The sequence below is a fragment of the Candidatus Allofournierella excrementigallinarum genome, from assembly GCF_944388085.1.
GTDB lineage: Bacteria > Bacillota > Clostridia > Oscillospirales > Ruminococcaceae > Allofournierella_A > Allofournierella_A excrementigallinarum.
Genome location: NZ_CALXHK010000043.1, coordinates 1 through 18,365 on the forward strand (window position 1 = coordinate 1; position 18,365 = coordinate 18,365).

The following is an 18,365-nucleotide window of genomic DNA, read 5'->3' on the forward strand; positions in this document are numbered from 1 at the left end:
TCCTTGGGGCCGATCTCCAGGCGCAGGGGCACGCCCTTCATCTCCCACTGGCTGAACTTCCAGCCGGGGCTGTTGTCGGAGTTGTCCAGCTTGACGCGGCAGAACTTGGAGAGGCGCTTGGCCAGCTCCCCGGCCTTCTCGGCGACGCCGGGCTTGTGGGCGGCCACCGGCACGATGACCACCTGGAAGGGGGCGATGGCCGGGGGCAGGATGAGGCCCTCGTCGTCGCCGTGGGTCATGATGATGGCGCCCACCAGGCGGGTGGAAACGCCCCAGCTGGTCTGATGGGGGTATTGCAGCTGGTTGTCACGGCCGGTGAACTGCACGTCAAAGGCGCGGGAGAAGCCGTCGCCGAAATAGTGGCTGGTGCCGCTCTGCAGGGCCTTGCCGTCGTGCATCATGGCCTCGATGGTGTAGGTGGCTTCCGCGCCGGCAAACTTCTCCTTGTCGGTCTTTTTGCCCTTCACCACCGGGATCATCAGGTACTTTTCGCACAGCTCGGCGTAGGTGTTCAGCTGCTGCTCGGTCTCCTCGATGGCCTCCTGCTCGGTCTCGTGGATGGTGTGGCCCTCCTGCCACCAGAACTCGCGGCTGCGCAGGAAGGGACGGGTGGTCTTTTCCCAGCGCACCACGCTGCACCACTGGTTGTACTTCATGGGCAGGTCGCGCCAGGAGTGCAGCACATGGGCGAAGTGGTCGCAGAACAGCGTCTCGCTGGTGGGCCGCACGCACAGGCGCTCCTCCAGCTGGTCCAGGCCGCCGTGGGTGACCCAGGCCACCTCGGGGGCAAAGCCCTCCACGTGGTCCTTCTCCTTCTGGAGCAGGCTTTCGGGGATGAAGATGGGCATGGCCACGTTCTCATGGCCGGTGGCCTTGAACATGCCGTCCAGGATGCGGGTGATGTTCTCCCAGATGGCGTAGCCGTAGGGCCGCAGGATCATGCAGCCCTTCACGCTGGAATAGTCCACCAGCTCCGCCTTCAGGCACACGTCGGTGTACCACTGGGCAAAATCCTCGTTGATGGGGGTGATGGCCTCCACCAGTTTCTTCTTCTGTTCGCTCATTTGCGCCGTTCCTTCCTGTTCGGTTTGGTAAAAAACACGCCCCCGCGGTTGCAGGGGCGTGATCACAGCATGTGTGGTTTTCAGCTGTTCTCCTCGACGTAGCGCACGACGTCCCCAACGGTGTGGAAATTCTCGATCTGCTCGTCGGGCACTTCCACGCCGAACTCGTCTTCCAGGGTCATGACCATGTCCACCACGTCCAGGCTGTCGGCCTCAAAGTCCTCAAGAATATCGCTGTCCATGGTGATCTTGTCCTCGTCGATGTCCAGCTGTTCGGCCAAGAGCTCACGGATGCGTTCAAAAGTATCCATAATCGTTAAAACTCCCTTTTATTGCCCCGCATAGGCGGTGTGTTTATACTATATCATTTTATAGCCTATCTATGAGGGGTTGTCAAGGGCCTGGGGCAAGTTTTTTGGCGGTTTTCCTTGTGCTGGCCGGGGTTTGACGTTATAATAAAAACAGAGTGGGGCCGAAGGGCAGAATGCGCCCTTTTCCGCCCCAGAGGGGGGGAGTTTTCGGTGGTTTTTGATTTCACCAAAATGGAGGGCTGCGGCAACGACTACATCTATGTGGACTGCCTTGCCGGCCTTTCCTTTGACCCGGCTGCCGCGGCGGTGGCCCTGAGCCCCCGGCACTTTGCCGTGGGGGCGGACGGCCTCATCTGCATCTGCCACAGCGACGTAGCGGACGCAAAGATGCGCATGTTCAACGCCGACGGCAGCGAGGGGTCCATGTGCGGCAACGGCATCCGATGCGTTGCCCAGTGGCTGTTTGAGCACGGCCTTGTGAAGGACGAAGCCAAGGTGGAGACCCGCGCGGGCGTCAAAACGCTGCGGCGCTGCGGCGACGGCATGTGGCAGGTGGAGATGGGCAGGGCCAGCTTTGCCCCCGCCGACCTGCCCGCGCTGGGCTTTGGCGGCGGGCCTGCCATTGGCAAGGAGCTGATGGTGGGCGGCCGGGCCTGGCCGGTGACCTGCGTGTCGGTGGGCAACCCCCACTGCGTGACGCGGGTGCCGGATGTGGCCGGAGTGGCGCTTGAAAAAATCGGCCCGGGGTTTGAACACCACATGGCCTTCCCCGAAGGGGTGAACACCGAGTTCATCCAGGTGCTGGGGCCGAACCGCCTGAAGATGCGGGTGTGGGAGCGGGGCAGCGGCGAGACGCTGGCCTGCGGCACCGGGGCCAGCGCCAGCGTGGCGGCCTGCGTGGCCGAGGGGCTTTGCCGCCCCGGCGAGGACGTGCAGGTGGAACTGTTGGGCGGCACGCTCACCATCCGGGTGGGCAGCGACTGGCGGGTGCTGATGACCGGCCCCGCCCGCACCGCCTTCACCGGCAAAGCGAACATTTGAGTGGGTAAGGAGCGAGGGAACATGGAAGAACTGAAAAAGGTACTGGAAGGCCGTCCGGTCTTATATCTGGCCACCGTGGAGGGCTATCTGCCCCGGGTGCGGCCCATCAACCACTACATGGTCTGGAACGGCCGCTTCTACATCGCCATGGGCAAGCACAAAGAGGCCTACAAGCAGCTGCTGGACAACACCAACCTGGAACTGACCGCCGCTTTGGGCGAAAACGACTGGGTGCGCATCCGCGGCACGGTGAACTTCGACACCAGCGCCGAGGCCTACGCCGCCGCCTTTGCCGAGATGCCCGATTTGAAGGAGAGCTTCAGCGAGGACACCGGCAAGCGCCTGGCCCTCATTTATCTGGACCACATCAGCGCCATGGTCTTTGACCGTGAGGACAACGCAAAACTGCTGGCGAAATTCTAAAAAAAGCACACCGCCGGGCGGGGTTTTTGCCCTGCCCGGTTTTTTATAAGAAGGGAGGGTCCCATGGAGCACAGCGCATCCGTGTCCTTCATCCGTCCCGCGGCGGCCCAGGATGCCGGGCGCATCGCGGAAATATTGGTATTCAACAACCGGCTGAACTTCTTCCCCATCTTTAAAGACGAACCGTATTCTTTCTGTGAGATGCAGGTGGTGCCGCTGGCGCAGCGGCTCGCAGAGGACCAGGACGCCCTATCCCGCACCTTCGTCTGGGACGACGGGGTGCTGCGGGGCTTCGTGCGTGTTCAGGGCCGGGAAGTGGAAAAGCTCTTTGTGGACCCCTGCTTTCAGGGCAGGGGCGTGGGCGCGGCGCTGCTGGAATTCGCGGCAGCGCGCTTTGGGGCAGACCGCCTCTGGGCGCTGGAAGCAAACGCAGGCGCGCGGCGGTTTTACGCCGCCCACGGGTTCAGCCCCACCGGCGAGAGCCGTTTTGAGGAGGGCACCGACCAACGCCTTCTGCTGCTGCGCCGGCAGGCCTGAACAGGAACAAAACAGTAGCGGCCCCCTCCCGGGTTCCGGGAGGGGGCCGCTGCTGTTTTTTTAAGGCTTACTCGATGATGCTCCTGCCGGTCATCTCGGCGGGCTGTTCAAGGCCCAGGAGCTTCAGCATGGTGGGGGCGATGTCCGCCAGGACGCCGCCCTCGCGCAGCTTCACATCCCCCGCACCGGCCACCAGGAAGGGCACCGGGTTGGTGGTGTGGGCGGTGAAGGGAGAGCCGTCCACGTCGTACATGCGGTCCGCGTTGCCGTGGTCGGCGGTGAGCAGCACCTGGCCGCCGGCGGCCAGGGTGGCGTCGATCACCTTGCCGGCGCACGCGTCCACGGCCTCCACGGCCTTCACGGCGGCCTCGAACACGCCGGTGTGGCCCACCATGTCGCAGTTGGCGAAGTTCAGGATGATCACGTCGTACTTGCCGCTCTCGATGCGTTTGACGCACTCGTCGGCCACTTCGTAGGCGCTCATCTCGGGCTTCAGGTCATAGGTGGCCACCTTGGGGCTGGGGATGAGGGCCCGGTCCTCGCCCTCGAAGGGAGCCTCCACGCCGCCGTTGAAGAAGAAGGTCACATGGGCGTACTTCTCGGTCTCGGCGATGCGCAGCTGGGTCTTGCCGCAGGCGGCAAGGTAAGCGCCCATCACGTTGTCCAGGCTCTGGGGCTTGAAGGCCACCTCCACGTTGGGCATGGTGGCGTCGTACTGGGTGAAGCAGACGTAGTTCACCGGGAAACGGCCGTTCCGGCGCTCGAAACCGGTGAAATCGTCGTCCACGAAGGTGCGGGTGATCTCACGGGCGCGGTCGGGGCGGAAGTTGAAGAAGATGACGCTGTCGCCCTCGGACACGCGGCCCCCCTCGCAGGTCACGGCGGGCACCACGAACTCGTCGGTCACGCCGGCGGCGTAGCTGTTCTCCATCACCTCGAGCGGCTCGCCCTTCACGCCCTCGCCGTACACAAAGGCGGCGTAGGCCTTCTCCACCCGGTCCCAGCGGTTGTCGCGGTCCATGGCGTAGTAGCGGCCGGTGACGGTGGCGATCCTGCCCACGCCCAGCTTGCTGAGCTTGTCCTGCAGCTGGGCGATGTAGCCCTTGCCGGAATCGGGCGGCACGTCGCGGCCGTCCATGATGGCGTGGACGTACAGCTCCTTCACGCCCAGGTCCTTGGCCATGTCCAGCAGGCCGAAGAGGTGCTGGATGTGGCTGTGGACGCCGCCGGCGGAAAGCAGGCCCATCAGGTGCAGGGCCTTGCCGTTCTTCACTGCGGCCTCCATGCAGCCGCGGATGGCGGCGTTGTCACGGATGGAGCCGTCCTGGATGGCCTTGGTGATGCGGGTGAGCTCCTGGTAGACGATGCGGCCGGCGCCGATGTTGGTGTGGCCCACTTCGCTGTTGCCCATCTGGCCGTCGGGCAGGCCCACGTCCATGCCGGAGGCGCCGATGGTGGTGTAGGGGCAGGTGGCGAACAGCTTATCGAGGTTCGGGGTGTTGGCGGCAACGATGGCGTTGCCGTATTTCTGCTCGGGCACCCAGCCGAAGCCGTCCAGGATGCAGAGCAGCAGGGGTTTTTTCGACATAAAAAATTTCTCCTTCTTGGCAAAAGGGCGCGCCGGGGCTGCCGGCGCGCCGCGGTGGTGTTTACTTGCCGGCGGCGGCGACGATGGCCGCGAAGGCGTCCGCCTTCAGGGAAGCGCCGCCGATCAGGCCGCCGTCCACGTCGGGCTTGGAGAGCAGCTCGTCGGCATTGCCGGCGTTCATGCTGCCGCCGTACTGGATGGTGGTGGCCTTGGCCACCGCCTCGCCGTAGAGCTCGGCCAGCACCTTGCGGATGGCGGCGCAGACCTCCTGGGCCTGGTCGCTGGTGGCGGTCTTGCCGGTGCCGATGGCCCACACGGGTTCGTAGGCGATGATGACGTTCTTCATGGCCTCGGCGTCAACGCCCTGCAGGGCGATCTTGGTCTGCATGCGCACCAGTTCCTCGGTGACGCCCTGCTCCCGCTGGGTCAGGTTCTCGCCCACGCAGACGATGACCTTCAGCCCGGCGGCGAGGCCCGCCAGGGTGCGCTTGTTCACGGTCTCGTCGGTCTCGGCGAAGTACTGGCGGCGCTCGGAGTGGCCGGTGATGACGTACTCCACGCCCAGGTCCACCAGCATGCCGGCGCTGATCTCGCCGGTGAAGGCGCCGCTCTTTTCAAAGTGGACGTTCTCGGCGCCCACATGGATGTTGGTGCCCCGGGTCTTTTCCACGGCGGTGCAAAGGCTGGTGAAGGGGGTGCAGATGACCACCTCGCAGCCGGCGTCCTTCACGGCGGGGATGAGCTCGTCGATGAGGGCGGCGGCCTCGGTGGCGGTCTTGTTCATTTTCCAGTTGCCGGCGATGACGGCTTTGCGGTTGGCTTTGTCCATGGTGTGTTACCTCACTTTTTCGTTTGTCGGCGGGCCGCAAAAGGCCCCAGCCGCCGCGGGCGGCTGAGGCGAGCGGTTCGGAAGATCAGGCGTTCTGGATGCAGGCGATGCCGGGCAGCTCCTTGCCCTCCAGATACTCCAGGGAAGCGCCGCCGCCGGTGGAGATGTGGGTCATCTTGTCGGCGTAGCCCAGCTGCATCACGGCAGCCGCAGAGTCGCCGCCGCCGATGACGGTGGTGGCGTCAGCCTCGGCCATGGCCTTGGCCACAGCCAGGGTGCCGGCGGCCAGGGTGGGGTTCTCGAACACGCCCATGGGGCCGTTCCACACAACGGTCTTGCTGGCCTTCACGGCCTCGGCGAACGCTTCGCGGGTCTTGGGGCCGATGTCCAGGCCCATCATGCCGGCGGGGATGGAATCGGAGGGCACCACCTGCACGTCCACCGGTCCGTCGATGGGGTCGGGGAAGGAAGCGGTGATAACGGTGTCCACAGGCAGCAGCAGCTTGACGCCCTTGGCCTCGGCCTTGGCCATCATCTCCTTGCAGTACTCCACCTTCTCGTCGTCCACCAGGCTGGTGCCCACGCCGTAGCCCTTGGCGACCAGGAAGGTGTAGGCCATGCCGCCGCCGATGATCAGGGTGTCCACCTTCTCCAGCAGGTTCGCAATGACGTTCAGCTTGTCGGCCACCTTGGCGCCGCCCAGGATGGCGGTGAAGGGGCGCACGGGGTCGTTCACGGCGTTGCCCAGGTAGCGGATCTCCTTCTCCATCAGGTAGCCCACGGCGGTGTCTTTGATATAGTCGGTGACGCCGGCGGTGGAGCAGTGAGCCCGGTGGGCGCTGCCGAAGGCGTCGTTCACGTAGCAGTCGGCGATGCTGGCCAGGTCCTGGCTGAACTCAGGCAGGTTCTTGGTCTCCTCCTTGCGGAAGCGGGTGTTCTGCAGCAGCACCACGTCGCCGTCTTTCATGGCGGCAACAGCGGCCCTGGCGTTCTCGCCCACAACGGTGTCGTCACCCGCGAACACGACTTCCTTGCCCAGCAGCTCGGAGAGGCGCACCGCCACAGGGGCCAGGCTGAACTTCTCCTCGGGGCCGTTCTTGGGCTTGCCCAGGTGGCTGCACAGGATGACCTTGCCGCCGTTCTCGATCAGCTTCTTGATCGTGGGCAGCGCGGCCACGATGCGGTTGTCGTTGGTGATCTTGCCGTCCTTCATCGGCACGTTGAAATCGCAGCGCACAAGCACCCGCTTGCCGCGCACGTCCATCTCTTCCACGGTCTTTTTACCCAAACCCATCGTCTGTTTCTCCTCTCGATTTTGAAGTTCTCGTGGGCATTTGCATACCTGCTTTTATTATAATCAATCGCCGCGCATTTCGCAAGGCGTTTGCCGTTATGTTTTTAACGATAGGCTCCCCCGGACGTGCCCGAAACTTGCACAAAAGGCGCGTGCGGGCACAGAAAGAGGCCGGGGAGCGAAACGTTCCCCGGCCCTTTTCCGGTTTTATTGCAGGCTCTGCTTGTTCTGCCAGGCGCCCAGGGTGTAGAGCACCGGCAGCACCAGGCCGAGCACGCTGCCCGCCACGGAGGCGCTGCTGTCGCTGCTGAAGGCGGACAGCAGGTTCAGCGCCGCCAGCACGATGAGCACAACGCCCAGCACAAAGAGGGCGCCGGCCTTGTCGGGGCGGTTGCACCACTTGACGCCCAGGATGCCCACCACCAGGCTGAACACGCTGCTGAGGATGGCGATGACGCCCAGCACCATGGCGACGACGCCCAGGCCCAGGGCCAGGCTCTCGCCGCCGGCGACGCCCAGCGCTGCGCCGCCCACCACGGCCAACAGGCCGGTCAGGATGCTGAGGGCTGCGAAGATGATGTAGAGGATGCCCACCACTTTGAGCATCGTTTTGCCCTTGAGCCGTGTTTCGTTCATACGATTTCCTCCTCGATCTGATTTATTTCCGGGCAGGCTGCGCCGCGCCGTCCGCCTTGGGGGCCTCGGTGAGCATCTCCTTCACGGAGGTCACGAGGCCGGCAAGGTTCTGCATGTCGCTGGGGATGATGAGCTTGGTAGCTTTGCCGTCGGCCACCTTTTCCAGGGCCTCCAGCCCTTTCAGGGCCAGCACCCGGTCGCTGGGGGCGGCCTCGTTCAGCATCCTGAGAGAATCGGCCAGGGCCTTCTGCACCTCCAGGATGGCCTGGGCTTCGCCCTGGGCCTCGCGGATGCGCTGCTCGCGCACCGCGTCCGCCCGCAGGATGGCGCTTTCCTTTTCGCCCTCGGCCACAAGGATGGCGCTGCGCTTTTCGCCCTCGGCGCGCAGGATGGCCTCGCGGCGCTGGCGCTCGGCTTTCATCTGCTTTTCCATGGCGTCCTGGATCTCGGCGGGAGGGATGATGTTCTTCACCTCCACCCGGTTGACCTTGATGCCCCACTTGTCGGTGGCCTGGTCCAGGATGGCGGTGATCTTGGTGTTGATGACGTCGCGGCTGGTGAGGGTGTGGTCCAGCTCCATCTCGCCGATGATATTGCGCAGGGTGGTGGCGGTGAGGTTCTCGATGGCGGCCATGGGCCGCTCTACGCCGTAGGTGAAGAGTTTCGCGTCGGTGACCTGGAAAAAGACCACCGTGTCGATCTGCATGGTAACGTTGTCGCGGGTGATGACGGGCTGGGGTTTGAAGTCCACCACCTGCTCCTTGAGGCTGACCTTCCTGGCCACCCGCATCAGGAAGGGCGCCTTGAAGTGCAGGCCGGCCTCCCAGGTGGCGTTGTAGACGCCCAGCCACTCCACCACATAGGCGGTGGCCTGGGGCACGAGGCTGATGCAGCTGATGAGCAGAATGACGGCCAGCAGCACCAGCGGGATGATGATGAACAGCATGAATGGCATAAACGATTCCTCCTTTTGTCAGATGTGCGGGGGACAGGGTTCAGACGCCGGCGGCGGCCGGCTGGTTCGCGGGCTCCACCCGCAGGGTGGTGCTCTCCACGGCGGTGACGACGCACTCGCCGCCCTCTTCCAGGGCCGTGTCGCAGACGGCGGCCCAGTCCACGCCGTCCAGCCGGACACGGCCGGGCGTGCCGGGGCGCACGGGCTGCACCACCACCGCGCGGCGGCCGATGTTGCGCTCAAGGCCCAGGACGGCGGCGGGTTTGCGCGCACGCATGCGGGCCACCAACGGCTTTGTGGCGGCCAGCGCCGCGGCGCTGACCAGCGCGAAGGCCAGCAGCTGGTAGAGCAGGTCATCCGTGAACAGGCTTGTGATGAGCCCGGCCAGCGCGCCCACGGCGAACCAGATGCTCACCAGGCTGACGGTGGCGGCCTCCACAACGACGAACAGCGCCAGGGCGATGAGCCAGCCGGCGATGGCCGCCGCTTCGGGCACGAGGATGGGTTCGAACATAAAGACTCCTTTCCGGCGGCCAAAGGCCGCCACCCCCGAAAAAACGGGGCACCGGTGTTGTCTTTATCTTATCAAAAACAAATACGATTGGCAAAGGCGGAAATATCACAAAAACGGCGGATTTTACCTATTTTTTGCTCACGGCGTGCAAAGGGGGCCTCAGGGGGCAGCAGGGCGGGGCCGGGGAAGGGCGGGCGAAAAAACAGGGCGGGAAGGGCGGCGCTTTGCCCCGTTTTGCCCGGCTGCCCTTTTGATGTTGGCTGAATGGGCCGCGGCGCTGCCGCCGCGTAGTGCGCCTCGTTTCGAACACTTTGCCCTCAAGCCGGGCAAAGTGTTCGAAACGCCGCGTGCGGCGGCGGACAGGGACACGGCCACTTCGCGCAAAACTGCCCGCACCCCCGCGCCGCCCGGACAAAGAGGCGGGGAGTTTTGCTTGCAATGCTTCGCCCGGTTTCTCCCCACCGCACGCGGCATTGTCGTTTCTTTTGCGTTCGCCCGGGGACACGCACCCTCGCACGCGGCATCTCGGACACTTTTCACGACGAAGAAAAGTGTCCGTTCTGATGCGCACTAAGGGTGGTGTCCCCGTGCTGCCGGGTGCTTTTCCCCACGCAAAAGCGGGCGGCCCTTCGGGGCCGCCCGCCGTGCGCCTGGTTCAGTTTTTCGCCGCGCCCAAAGTGCGCATGGAGTTGAGCACCGCCAGCACCATCACGCCCACGTCGGCGAAGATGGCCGCCTGCATGCCCACCAGGCCAAAGGCGCCGAGGGCGAGGCAGCCGAACTTGACCGCCAGGGCGAACACGATGTTCTGGCGCACCACCGCAAGGCATTTGCGGGCCACCTTCATGGCAAGGCTGAGCTTGGCCGGGTCGTCGTCCATCAGCACGATGTCCGCCGCTTCGATGGCCGCGTCCGAGCCCATGGCCCCCATGGCGATGCCCACGTCCGCCCGGCTGAGCACCGGCGCGTCGTTGATGCCGTCGCCCACAAAGGCAAGGGTGGTGCGCCGGGGCTTTTGGGCCAGAAGCTGCTCCACGCAGGCCACCTTGTCGCCGGGCAGCAGCTGGGCATGCACCTCGTCGATGCCAAGGCTTTGCGCCGTCTGGTGCGCGGCGGCCTCGCCGTCGCCGGTGAGCATCACCGTGCGCACGCCGCCGTCCCGCAGGGCCTTGACCGCCGCTTTGGCGGTGGGCTTTTCCCTGTCGCTGATGAGCACGCCGCCCAAGAATTCGCCCTTTTGGGCCACATACACCGCGCTGCCCGCGCCCTCCACCGGCCGGAAGGCCACCCCCAGCCGCTCCATCAGCCGGGCGCTGCCCACCGCCGTGGGCACGCCGTCCACCAGGGCGGTGACGCCGTGGCCGGCGGTCTCGGCGACCTCCTTCACCCGGTCGGGGGCGGCTTCGATGCCTGCCGCCCGCCGCAGGCTGAGGGCGATGGGATGGCTGGAGAACTGCTCGGCCAGGGCCGCGGCCTCCAGCACGCGGCTCTCCTCCGCGCCGGGGGCGGGCAGCACCCGGGCCACCTCAAAAACGCCCTGGGTGAGGGTGCCGGTCTTGTCGAACACGACGGTGCGGGTGCTGGCCAGGGCCTCCAGGTAGTTGCCGCCCTTGACCAGGATGCCCGCCCGGCTGGCCCCGCCGATGCCGCCGAAGAAGGCCAGCGGCACGCTGATGACCAGCGCGCAGGGGCAGCTGATGACCAGGAAGGTGAGGGCGCGGCGCAGCCACTCGCCCCAGCCGCCGAGGAAGAGGGGCGGCGCCACCGCCAGCGCCAGCGCGCCGATGCACACCGCCGGGGTGTACCACCGGGCGAAGCGGGTGATGAAGTTCTCGGCCTTCGCCTTTTTCATGCTGGAATTTTCCACCAGGTCCAAAATGCGGCTGACGGTGGACTGGCCGAAGGGCCTCGTCACCTCCACCCGCAAAAGGCCGGTGGTGTTGACGCAGCCGCTGACGACCTCGTCCCCCTCGGCCACGTCCCGGGGCAGGCTCTCGCCGGTGAGGGCGCTGGTGTTCAGGGCCGAAACGCCCTCCACCACCCGCCCGTCCAGCGGGACCTTTTCGCCCGGGCGCACCACGATGATCTGGCCCGGCTGCACCTCCTCGGGGCTCACGGTCACCACCGCGCCGTCTTTTTCAAGGTTTGCGCTGTCGGGCCGGATGTCCATCAGCGCGGCGATGCTGCGGCGGCTTTTGCCCACGGCGTAGCTCTGGAAGAGTTCCCCCAGCTGGTAGAACACCATGACCTCCACGCTCTCGCCGTATTCCCCCAGCGCCAGCGCGCCCACGGTGGCCACCGCCATCAGGAAATTCTCGTCGAACACCTCGCCGTGCACCACGCCCAGCACCGCCCGGCGCAGCACGTCGTAGCCGATGATGAGATAGGGCGCAAGATACAGCGCCAGCCGCACCCAGCCCTCGGCGGGCACGAAGTGCAGCGCCGCCAGCAGCGCCGCCGACACAAGGATGCGCGCCAGCATCCGTTTTTGTTTGCGGTTCATCTTAAGAACGCTCCCTTCCCCAAAAGCCGGGCTCACAGATAAATTTCACAGTCCGGCTCGATCTTGCGGCAGGCCCTGACCACCTGCTTCATCAGCGCGTCGAAGCCTTCGTCGGGCCCTTCCACCACCATCTTCTGGGTCATAAAGCTGACCGTGGCGCTCTCCACCCCCGGCAGCTTCTGCACCGCCTGCTCCATCTTGGCCGCGCAGTTGGCGCAGTCCACTTCGATGCGGAATGTCTTTTTCATGGCTCGTTCCTCCTTGTTATTCTGCGATATGCTCCAGCCCCAGGGCGATGATGTCCCGCACATGGTCGTCGTCCAGCCCGTAGAACACCGTCTTGCCCTCCCGGCGGAAACGCACCAGCTTGTTGGCCTTCAGGATGCGCAGCTGGTGGCTCACCGCCGAGGGCGTCATGGAAAGGCACTGGGCGATGTCGTTGACGCACAGCTCGCTTTCGAACAGGGCGTAGAGGATCTTGACCCGGGTGGTGTCGCCGAAAATTTTGTAAAGCTCCGCCAGGTCATAGAGCACCTCGTCCGGCGGCAGCGCGCCGCGCACCTTTTCGCACCGCTCGCCGCCCTCCCCTTCGCCGCAGGCCTTTGCCCGGGAAATGACTTCGTCCATAGGGGTCCCTCCTTTCGACGGGGCAAACATTTGAACGCTTGTTCAATTGTTATTATATTCAATCCATACCGCCCTGTCAACAGGAATTTTTGAAAAAACGAAGGCCGCCGGGAAAATTTCCCGGCGGCCCTGGCCCGGGCGCTTTCCTGCGGCACCCGGGCCTTCGGCTTATTGCGTTTTTGCAAGGGGCGTGCCCTTCGCTTTGGGCCGGAAGGGGGCAAAGCCCGCCCCGGCGCACTGAGGCGGGGTGAGCAGGCGGGCGGCGGCGTCCAGCGCCTGTTCCAGGTCCAGCGCCAGCACGTCGATGTAGCACCGCGTTTCCCCCACCGCGCCGCCCAGCACCGCAAGGCTGCCCGCGCCCTCCCGGGCCAGCGCCTCCTCCAGCGCGGCCCGCCGGGCCACCGGGTCTTCGCCGGGGGCGGGGGTGTAGTAGAAATAGCCCAGCACCGCCCCGTCGGCGGCAGCGGCGGCGCAAAGGGAGGCGTCCTGTGCCGCGAAGGCCCGCTGGGGCCCTTCAAAGCAGGTGGTGCCGGCGATGAGGTCCCGCCGCAGGCCCTTTTGGCCGGCGGGGGCGCTCTGATACCCGGTCCAGGCCGGGGGCGTTTCGTCAAAATCGAACTCCCAGCGGCGGCTCAAGGAGGCGGGAGCCAGGGCTTTCCATGCCGGGGCCAGCCAGCGCCGATGGGGGGCGTGTTCCCACAAAAGGGTCAGCCGCAGCCTTTCCCCCGCCGGTTCCAGTTTGAACTCCGGCGAGGCAAAGCATAGTCCCAGCAGCTGTTCCAGCGCGGGGCGCGCCGCTTCGCAGCCCTCGGCAAAGGCGCGTTCCGCCAGCGCGCCCTCCTGCCGGGCAAAGGCCGCCCAGAAGCGGGCCGCCCGCTGGGGAAAAGGCTCGAGGCACACCGGCAGCTCCAGCGCCGAGCGGCACCAGCGCAGGTAGGTCTCGGCGTCCCCGTCGCCGGGGGCCATCCGGTCGCTGGCTTCAAAGCAGGCCAGGGCCTCGTCCAGCCTGCCCTGATAATAAAGGGAAAAGCCCATGCGGAACTGCCACAGCGGGTCGGACGCGCCGGCGGCTTCCACCTGTTTCAGCACGGCGGCAGCCTCGGCGTAGCGGCCGAGGTTGTTCAGCGAGCGGGCCAGCATGCCCGCCAGCCGGGGGCTGGCCCCCGCCTTTTCTTCGAGCAGGGCGGCGATGGCCTCGTCGTCCGCCCGGCGGTCCAGTTCTTCCAGCTGTTCCATCAGGGCGGCGGGCGGGGGCGGCTCCACCTCACCCGCGGCGCAGGGCCGGTCCACTCGCACAAAAGGCTCGTCCAAAAGGCCCTTGTCCTCCATCAGGTCCAGCAGGCCGTCCGCGTCCTCGCCCAGTTTCAGGTCCATCTCGGAGGCATACAGGGGCAGCAGCTGGTAAAAATTCACCGCCTCGCCCCCCGGCAGCGGGCAGATGGCCGCCGGTTCGGGGGCGTTTAGCGGGTCCACCAGCATGGCGCCGCAGAGCAGGGTGTTGCTGGCAAAGGGCCGGCCGTTGGGCACCGTGTGGCCCCAGCCCAGCCAGGTGCCCTGTTCGGCGGGCATCCGGGCCAGCAGGCGCAGCCAGCGCACCGGCCAGCGCCAGACCTCCCGCTCGTCCTCCACCTTCCAGTCCGCGGGCAGCAGCATCATCAGCTCCGCCCGTTCCAGCTGCTGGCCCGCAAGGTCCGGGGGCAGCTCCATGGGCCGCGCCCCCATGCCCCAGGTGAGCAGGGTGTAGTACTCCCGGCCCGGCTGCGGGCCGATGACGAGCACCGAGACGCCGTCCGCGCCGGGCAGCGTCCGGCCCACCGGGCCGAACCAGGTGAGGATGTGCTTTTGCAGCGCCGCCGCCTGGGCGGGGGCATAGCCCGGCGCGGGGGGCGGCGGGGGCGCGAGAGGCGCGGGGGGCGCGTCGAACCAGCTGGCGGGCCATCTCTCCTCATACAGCCGGGTGGGGGCGGAAAGGTCGTGCTCGATCATCACATAAACATAGAGTGGCTCCTCGGGGCAATGCCCGGCGTGGTAGCCCAGCTGGGCGCGGCCCTGCCGGTCCACCAGCACCTCTGCCGGGGCAAGGCGCACCCCGGGCCGGCGCTTTTGGGCCAGCGGGCGGCCCTCTTTCTCCAGCCGGGGCAGGGCCTCCACCAGCGCCGCCAGCCAGGCCGGGTCCAGTTTGGAGGCGGCGGCTTCGCTCATGCGCAGGCGCATGTCCAGAAAGCCGCTGCCGAAGGGCACCCGGCAGAAACACCAGGGGGCCTCGAAGGCCCAGTCCCGGGCGGCAAGGGCCGCCGACACCCGGCCAAGGCCCGCGCCGTCCACCAAAAAACCGGGGGCCAAAGCGCGCACCTGCCGCTCTTTTCCGGCAGGCGCGGCGCACGCCGCCAGCTCTTCCAGCGGGGCGTCTGCCGCCACCGCCGCCCGCAGGCGGGCCAGCCGGGCGTTCTCGCCGGCGCGGGCAAAGGCCTCGTCCAGCACGGCCAGCGCGCCGGGAACATCCCCCTCAAAGGCCCGCAGGGCCGCGGCCAGGGCCGCCAGCCCCTCGTCCTGCCCGAAGCGGCGCAGGCCTGCCTCGGCCCAGCGGCGGGCGGCGCGCGCTTCGCCGGTGCACAGGCAGGCCCAGGCCATCGCCCGGTGCCAGGAGGCGGCGCGGGCGGCTTCGGCGGTTTTTTCCAGCCAGCGGCGGGTGTGCCAGAAGCACTCATAGTCCCCGATGGCGGCGTCCAGCCGGGCCACCAGGGCCGCCAGCTCCCCGTCGGCAAAGATGTCCTCCTGGGTCCAGCGGCCCTCGTCCAGGCCGTCCTCCAGATGATGCTGGATCTCGTCCAGCATGACGTAATACAGGCCCTCGGCCTCCAGCGGGGCCAGCCCGGCCAGAAAGGAGCGGGAGAGGATCATTGCGCCCGTTCCTCCAGGATTTTGCCGCGCACAAAGCGGCTGACCGCCGCCATCACCCGCCGCTCGCGTGTGAAGTCCCAGAACAGCAGGGCCAGGGCGATCACGCCGGGGGCGATGCTGGCGCCGGTGTTCGGGGCCAGCACCCGGGCCGCTACCATCCCGGCCACCGCCAGCGCCGCCGCGGCCCAGCAGGCAAGGCGCAGCGCCCAGGACTCGTGGAAGGCCAGATGCAGCCGCCCGTCCTCGCACTCGATGTCGAACCAGGGGGCGTAAAAGCCCTTTTTCAGCTCCAGAACGGTGGGGCGCTCCTTTTTGTAATAGGGCTCGCTCTCCACGGTGGCCTGCCAGCCGCCGGGCAGCTTCTCCTGCCGGTGGGCCAGCAGCGCCTCGTGGAGTTCAAACTTGTTCTTTTTGGTCTTGAAACCCAGTCGCTGCATGGTGTGTCCTCCTTGTTTATTCCCTTGCGGGCAAAAGCGCCAGATGCCGGCGCATCAGAACAAATGCCGCCGCCGCGGTGAGCGCCACCGCAGCGGGGTAGGCGATCCAAACGCCCTCCAGGCCCAGCCAGAGGGGCAGGGTGAACAGGAAAAGCGGCTGCGCCGCCAGCGGCTCGCCGTAGGCCAGGATGCCGCCGGCCAGCGGCTCGCCCACCGCGCAGAAATAGCTGCAGGTGAATCGCGACGCCGCCACGAAGGGGCAGGCGAGGGTGAGGGTCCACATGGCCGCCGCGCCCTCGGCCGCCGCCCCGGCGCTGGCGCCGAACACCGCGGGCAGAACGTCCCGCAAAGCAAAGCAGGCAGCGCCGCTGGCCAGCGCCACCCCCACCGCCAGGGCAAGCCCTTTGCGGCGCAGGCGGTCAAGGCTTTGCCAGTCCCGCGCGCCGCGGGCGTAGCTGAACAGCGGCTGCAAACCGTCGCCCACGCCGCTGATGAGCGGGATGATGCTGCCCAGCACATAGCTGAGCACCGCATACACCGCCACGCCTTTCGTGCCGCCGTAGCGCAGGGCCCGCAGGTTGGTGACCAGCAGGATGGCGCTGGTGGAGATGGACAGGCCAAACGGGGACACCGCATAGTGCAATATTCCCTTCACCATCCGCCGGCGCAGGGCGAACTGCCCCGGGCGCAAAGACCAGCCCCTGCGGGCCAGCAGCAGCGGCAGCGCCGCCAGCGCGCAGGCCCCCTGGGACAGGCCGGTGGCCAGCGCCGCGCCGGGCAGGCCCCACTGAAAGCGCTGGATGAACAGCCAGTCCAGAAAGATGTTGCCCAGAAGGCCGCCCACGGTGACCGCCATGGCCCCCAGCGTGCGGCCGGCGCTGCGCGCCAGGGGCAGAAGGCCGGTGGCGAACACCTGGCAGGCGGCGAGCAGGCAGACCACCCGGACATAGGCGGCGGCCAGGGGATAAAGCTCCTCGTTCGCCCCGATGAGGGGCAGGATGTACGGATAGGCCAGCCCCAGCCCCGCGCCCAGCAGGGCGGCGCACACCGCCAGCAGGGTCACGGCGTTGCCCCGGGCGGCGAGGGCCTCGGCCCTGTCGCCTTTGCCCAGGGCGGTGGCAAGGCGCACCGCGCCGCCGGTGCCCACCGCCAGGCTCACCGCCTGGATGAAGGCCACGACGGGCCAGGCCACGTTGATGGCCGCAAGGCCCGCGTCGCCCAGGTTCTGGCCGATGAACAGGCCGTCCACAATGATGAAGCAGCTGTTCAGCAGCTGGCTGAACATGCTGGGCAGCGCATAGCGCCAGAACTGGCCGCGGATGGCCGCGGCGGAAGGCTCGTTGTGCATGGATCCACCTCTTTCCTTGGAATTATAGCCTTTTTCCCGGCGCTTGGCAACGGCGCGGGGCTGCATCTGGATTTTTGCGCGCCGTTCGTATATAATGGTAACAGTATTTTGAAAGGAAAAGGAGGGCGGGCGTTTTGTACAGCAAGATCCAGGTGATCCGCAAGCTGCTGATCGGCGCGGCGGCGCTGGCTGTGGCCATCTGCATCACCATCTTCATCCGGGAAAACATGGACGTGAACGACCCCGAGCAGGCGCTGCCCTCCATCACCATCACCATGAACGGCGCCACCGCCATGGCGCCGGAGATGATCTTCCGGGCGGGGTACGAGTGGAACTTCCTCACCACCACCGCCAAATCCACCCCGCCCTACAGCAGCCAGGACCTGCAGGCCCACACCCCGCCGGTGGAGATGCTGGCCCGCACCTACATGGACATCGACTTCTCGCTGGAGCCGCGGAGCCTGACCATCAGCCGCTCGGACGAGGAGAACTTTGAGGCTTTTCTGGACCTGGTGGACGCGGAAGAAGGCCCCATCATCGCCCCCGCCACGCCCGGCGTTTACATGTACCGCATCCAGGCGGACTTCGGCTGGCGCGGGTCCATCGTCTACTTCTTCCGCATCCGGGTGCAGGCGGGCGGCTGAGCGGCACATCGGTTTTTGGCTGCGGCGCTGCGCCGCGGCCTTTTTTCAAAAGGAGGCACGGAGCATGGCAAAGGAGATCACGGCCCAGCAGGTGTTCGGCCTGCTGCCCCGCCGCAGGCAGGACAGCCACAAGGGCAGCTACGGCAAGGTGATGTGCCTTGCCGGGTCGGCGCGGTTCCGGGGCGCGGCGGCGCTGGCCGCCGAGGGCGCGCTGCGCGCGGGAGCGGGGCTGGTGACGCTGGCGTCGGTGGAGCCGGTGATCGCCGCGGTGGCGGCCCGCTGCCCCGAGTGCGTCTTTCTGCCCTGCCGCCAGAGCGCCGGGGGCGGCGTGAGCGCCCAGAGCGGCAAGGCCGTTCTGGAAAAAGTGCGGGGCATGGACGTGCTGCTGTTTGGGCCGGGCCTTGGCGACACGCCGGACACCGCCGCTTTGCTGGAGCAGCTGGGCCCTTCCGCCGGGTGCGCCCTGGTGCTGGACGCCGACGGCCTGAACGCCGCCGCCAAAATGGACAGCCTGCCCCGCTCGCCGGGCCTGCCGCTGATCCTGACCCCCCACCCCGGCGAGATGGCCCGCCTGTGCGGCCTGACCATCGCCGAGGTGAACGCCGGGCGGGAGGGCATCGCCGCCGGCTACGCCCGCGCCGAGGACTGCGTGGTGGTGCTGAAAGGCCACCGCACCATCGTGGCGGGGCCGCAGGGCGAAGTGTTCGTGAACC

The 18,365-nt window shown here is 66.9% G+C and carries 19 protein-coding genes; 5 read left to right on the forward strand and 14 right to left on the reverse strand.

Going from position 1 to position 18,365, the window contains the following annotated elements:
• Both proS and acpP read right to left on the reverse strand, forming a co-directional pair.
• The coding region (gene proS, locus ACH2AT_RS08445) for a proline--tRNA ligase (protein WP_394965184.1) at window positions 1-1,064 on the reverse strand (1,064 nt) is incomplete at its 3' end.
• Window positions 1,065-1,144: 80 nt separating this feature from the next.
• A complete protein-coding gene (acpP, locus tag ACH2AT_RS08450; RefSeq protein ID WP_177522187.1) occupies window positions 1,145-1,375 on the reverse strand; it encodes an acyl carrier protein in 231 nt (76 codons plus the stop codon).
• Between the two features lie 210 nt (window positions 1,376-1,585).
• Between acpP and dapF the strand changes: the two genes are divergently transcribed.
• The 3 genes from dapF (at window position 1,586) to ACH2AT_RS08465 (ending at window position 3,376) form a co-directional block, all read left to right on the forward strand.
• Window positions 1,586-2,416 (forward strand): diaminopimelate epimerase, encoded by an 831-nt coding sequence (gene dapF, locus ACH2AT_RS08455; RefSeq protein WP_394965185.1) that lies wholly within the window; start codon window positions 1,586-1,588, stop codon window positions 2,414-2,416.
• 21 nt (window positions 2,417-2,437) lie between these two features.
• Window positions 2,438-2,839, forward strand: coding sequence for a pyridoxamine 5'-phosphate oxidase family protein (locus ACH2AT_RS08460; protein WP_394965187.1), 402 nt, complete (start codon window positions 2,438-2,440; stop codon window positions 2,837-2,839).
• Between the two features lie 63 nt (window positions 2,840-2,902).
• Window positions 2,903-3,376: a GNAT family N-acetyltransferase gene (locus ACH2AT_RS08465; protein WP_394965189.1), complete on the forward strand. Its 474-nt coding sequence runs from the start codon at window positions 2,903-2,905 to the stop codon at window positions 3,374-3,376.
• A gap of 67 nt (window positions 3,377-3,443) precedes the next feature.
• Here ACH2AT_RS08465 and gpmI read toward each other — a convergent pair whose 3' ends face one another.
• The 12 genes from gpmI to ACH2AT_RS08525 form a co-directional block, all read right to left on the reverse strand.
• On the reverse strand, window positions 3,444-4,964 hold the full coding sequence (gene gpmI, locus ACH2AT_RS08470; RefSeq protein ID WP_394965191.1) for a 2,3-bisphosphoglycerate-independent phosphoglycerate mutase: 1,521 nt from the start codon (window positions 4,962-4,964) through the stop codon (window positions 3,444-3,446).
• Window positions 4,965-5,025: 61 nt separating this feature from the next.
• Window positions 5,026-5,793: a triose-phosphate isomerase gene (gene tpiA / locus ACH2AT_RS08475; protein ID WP_330058665.1), complete on the reverse strand. Its 768-nt coding sequence runs from the start codon at window positions 5,791-5,793 to the stop codon at window positions 5,026-5,028.
• Window positions 5,794-5,878: 85 nt separating this feature from the next.
• Window positions 5,879-7,087 carry a phosphoglycerate kinase gene (locus ACH2AT_RS08480; protein ID WP_394965193.1) on the reverse strand — a complete coding sequence of 403 codons (1,209 nt, stop codon included), beginning with the start codon at window positions 7,085-7,087 and terminating at the stop codon, window positions 5,879-5,881.
• 207 nt (window positions 7,088-7,294) lie between these two features.
• Window positions 7,295-7,723, reverse strand: a complete 429-nt coding sequence (locus tag ACH2AT_RS08485; protein ID WP_394965195.1) for a hypothetical protein — start codon at window positions 7,721-7,723, stop codon at window positions 7,295-7,297.
• Window positions 7,724-7,745: 22 nt separating this feature from the next.
• Entirely contained in the window at window positions 7,746-8,669 is a 924-nt protein-coding gene (locus ACH2AT_RS08490) for an SPFH domain-containing protein (RefSeq protein ID WP_394965215.1), read from the reverse strand.
• A gap of 49 nt (window positions 8,670-8,718) precedes the next feature.
• Window positions 8,719-9,192 (reverse strand): NfeD family protein, encoded by a 474-nt coding sequence (locus ACH2AT_RS08495; RefSeq protein WP_394965197.1) that lies wholly within the window; start codon window positions 9,190-9,192, stop codon window positions 8,719-8,721.
• 655 nt (window positions 9,193-9,847) lie between these two features.
• On the reverse strand, window positions 9,848-11,695 hold the full coding sequence (locus tag ACH2AT_RS08500) for a heavy metal translocating P-type ATPase (RefSeq protein WP_394965199.1): 1,848 nt from the start codon (window positions 11,693-11,695) through the stop codon (window positions 9,848-9,850).
• A gap of 32 nt (window positions 11,696-11,727) precedes the next feature.
• The gene (locus tag ACH2AT_RS08505; RefSeq protein ID WP_394965201.1) at window positions 11,728-11,943 is read right to left on the reverse strand and encodes a cation transporter; all 216 of its coding nucleotides are present in this window, start codon (window positions 11,941-11,943) and stop codon (window positions 11,728-11,730) included.
• Between the two features lie 16 nt (window positions 11,944-11,959).
• Window positions 11,960-12,322: an ArsR/SmtB family transcription factor gene (locus ACH2AT_RS08510; RefSeq protein WP_394965203.1), complete on the reverse strand. Its 363-nt coding sequence runs from the start codon at window positions 12,320-12,322 to the stop codon at window positions 11,960-11,962.
• 168 nt (window positions 12,323-12,490) lie between these two features.
• On the reverse strand, window positions 12,491-15,223 hold the full coding sequence (locus ACH2AT_RS08515; RefSeq protein ID WP_394965205.1) for a suppressor of fused domain protein: 2,733 nt from the start codon (window positions 15,221-15,223) through the stop codon (window positions 12,491-12,493).
• Complete coding sequence (locus tag ACH2AT_RS08520; protein ID WP_394965207.1) at window positions 15,220-15,660, reverse strand: hypothetical protein; 441 nt, start codon at window positions 15,658-15,660, stop codon at window positions 15,220-15,222. Before ACH2AT_RS08520 ends, ACH2AT_RS08515 begins: the two co-directional genes overlap by 4 nt.
• Before the next feature lie 16 nt (window positions 15,661-15,676).
• Window positions 15,677-17,008: an MATE family efflux transporter gene (locus ACH2AT_RS08525; RefSeq protein ID WP_394965209.1), complete on the reverse strand. Its 1,332-nt coding sequence runs from the start codon at window positions 17,006-17,008 to the stop codon at window positions 15,677-15,679.
• A gap of 134 nt (window positions 17,009-17,142) precedes the next feature.
• Between ACH2AT_RS08525 and ACH2AT_RS08530 the strand changes: the two genes are divergently transcribed.
• Window positions 17,143-17,652, forward strand: coding sequence for a hypothetical protein (locus ACH2AT_RS08530; protein WP_394965211.1), 510 nt, complete (start codon window positions 17,143-17,145; stop codon window positions 17,650-17,652).
• Between the two features lie 64 nt (window positions 17,653-17,716).
• Window positions 17,717-18,365, forward strand: a 649-nt coding sequence (locus ACH2AT_RS08535; protein ID WP_394965213.1) for an NAD(P)H-hydrate dehydratase, incomplete at its 3' end; no start/stop codon positions are given.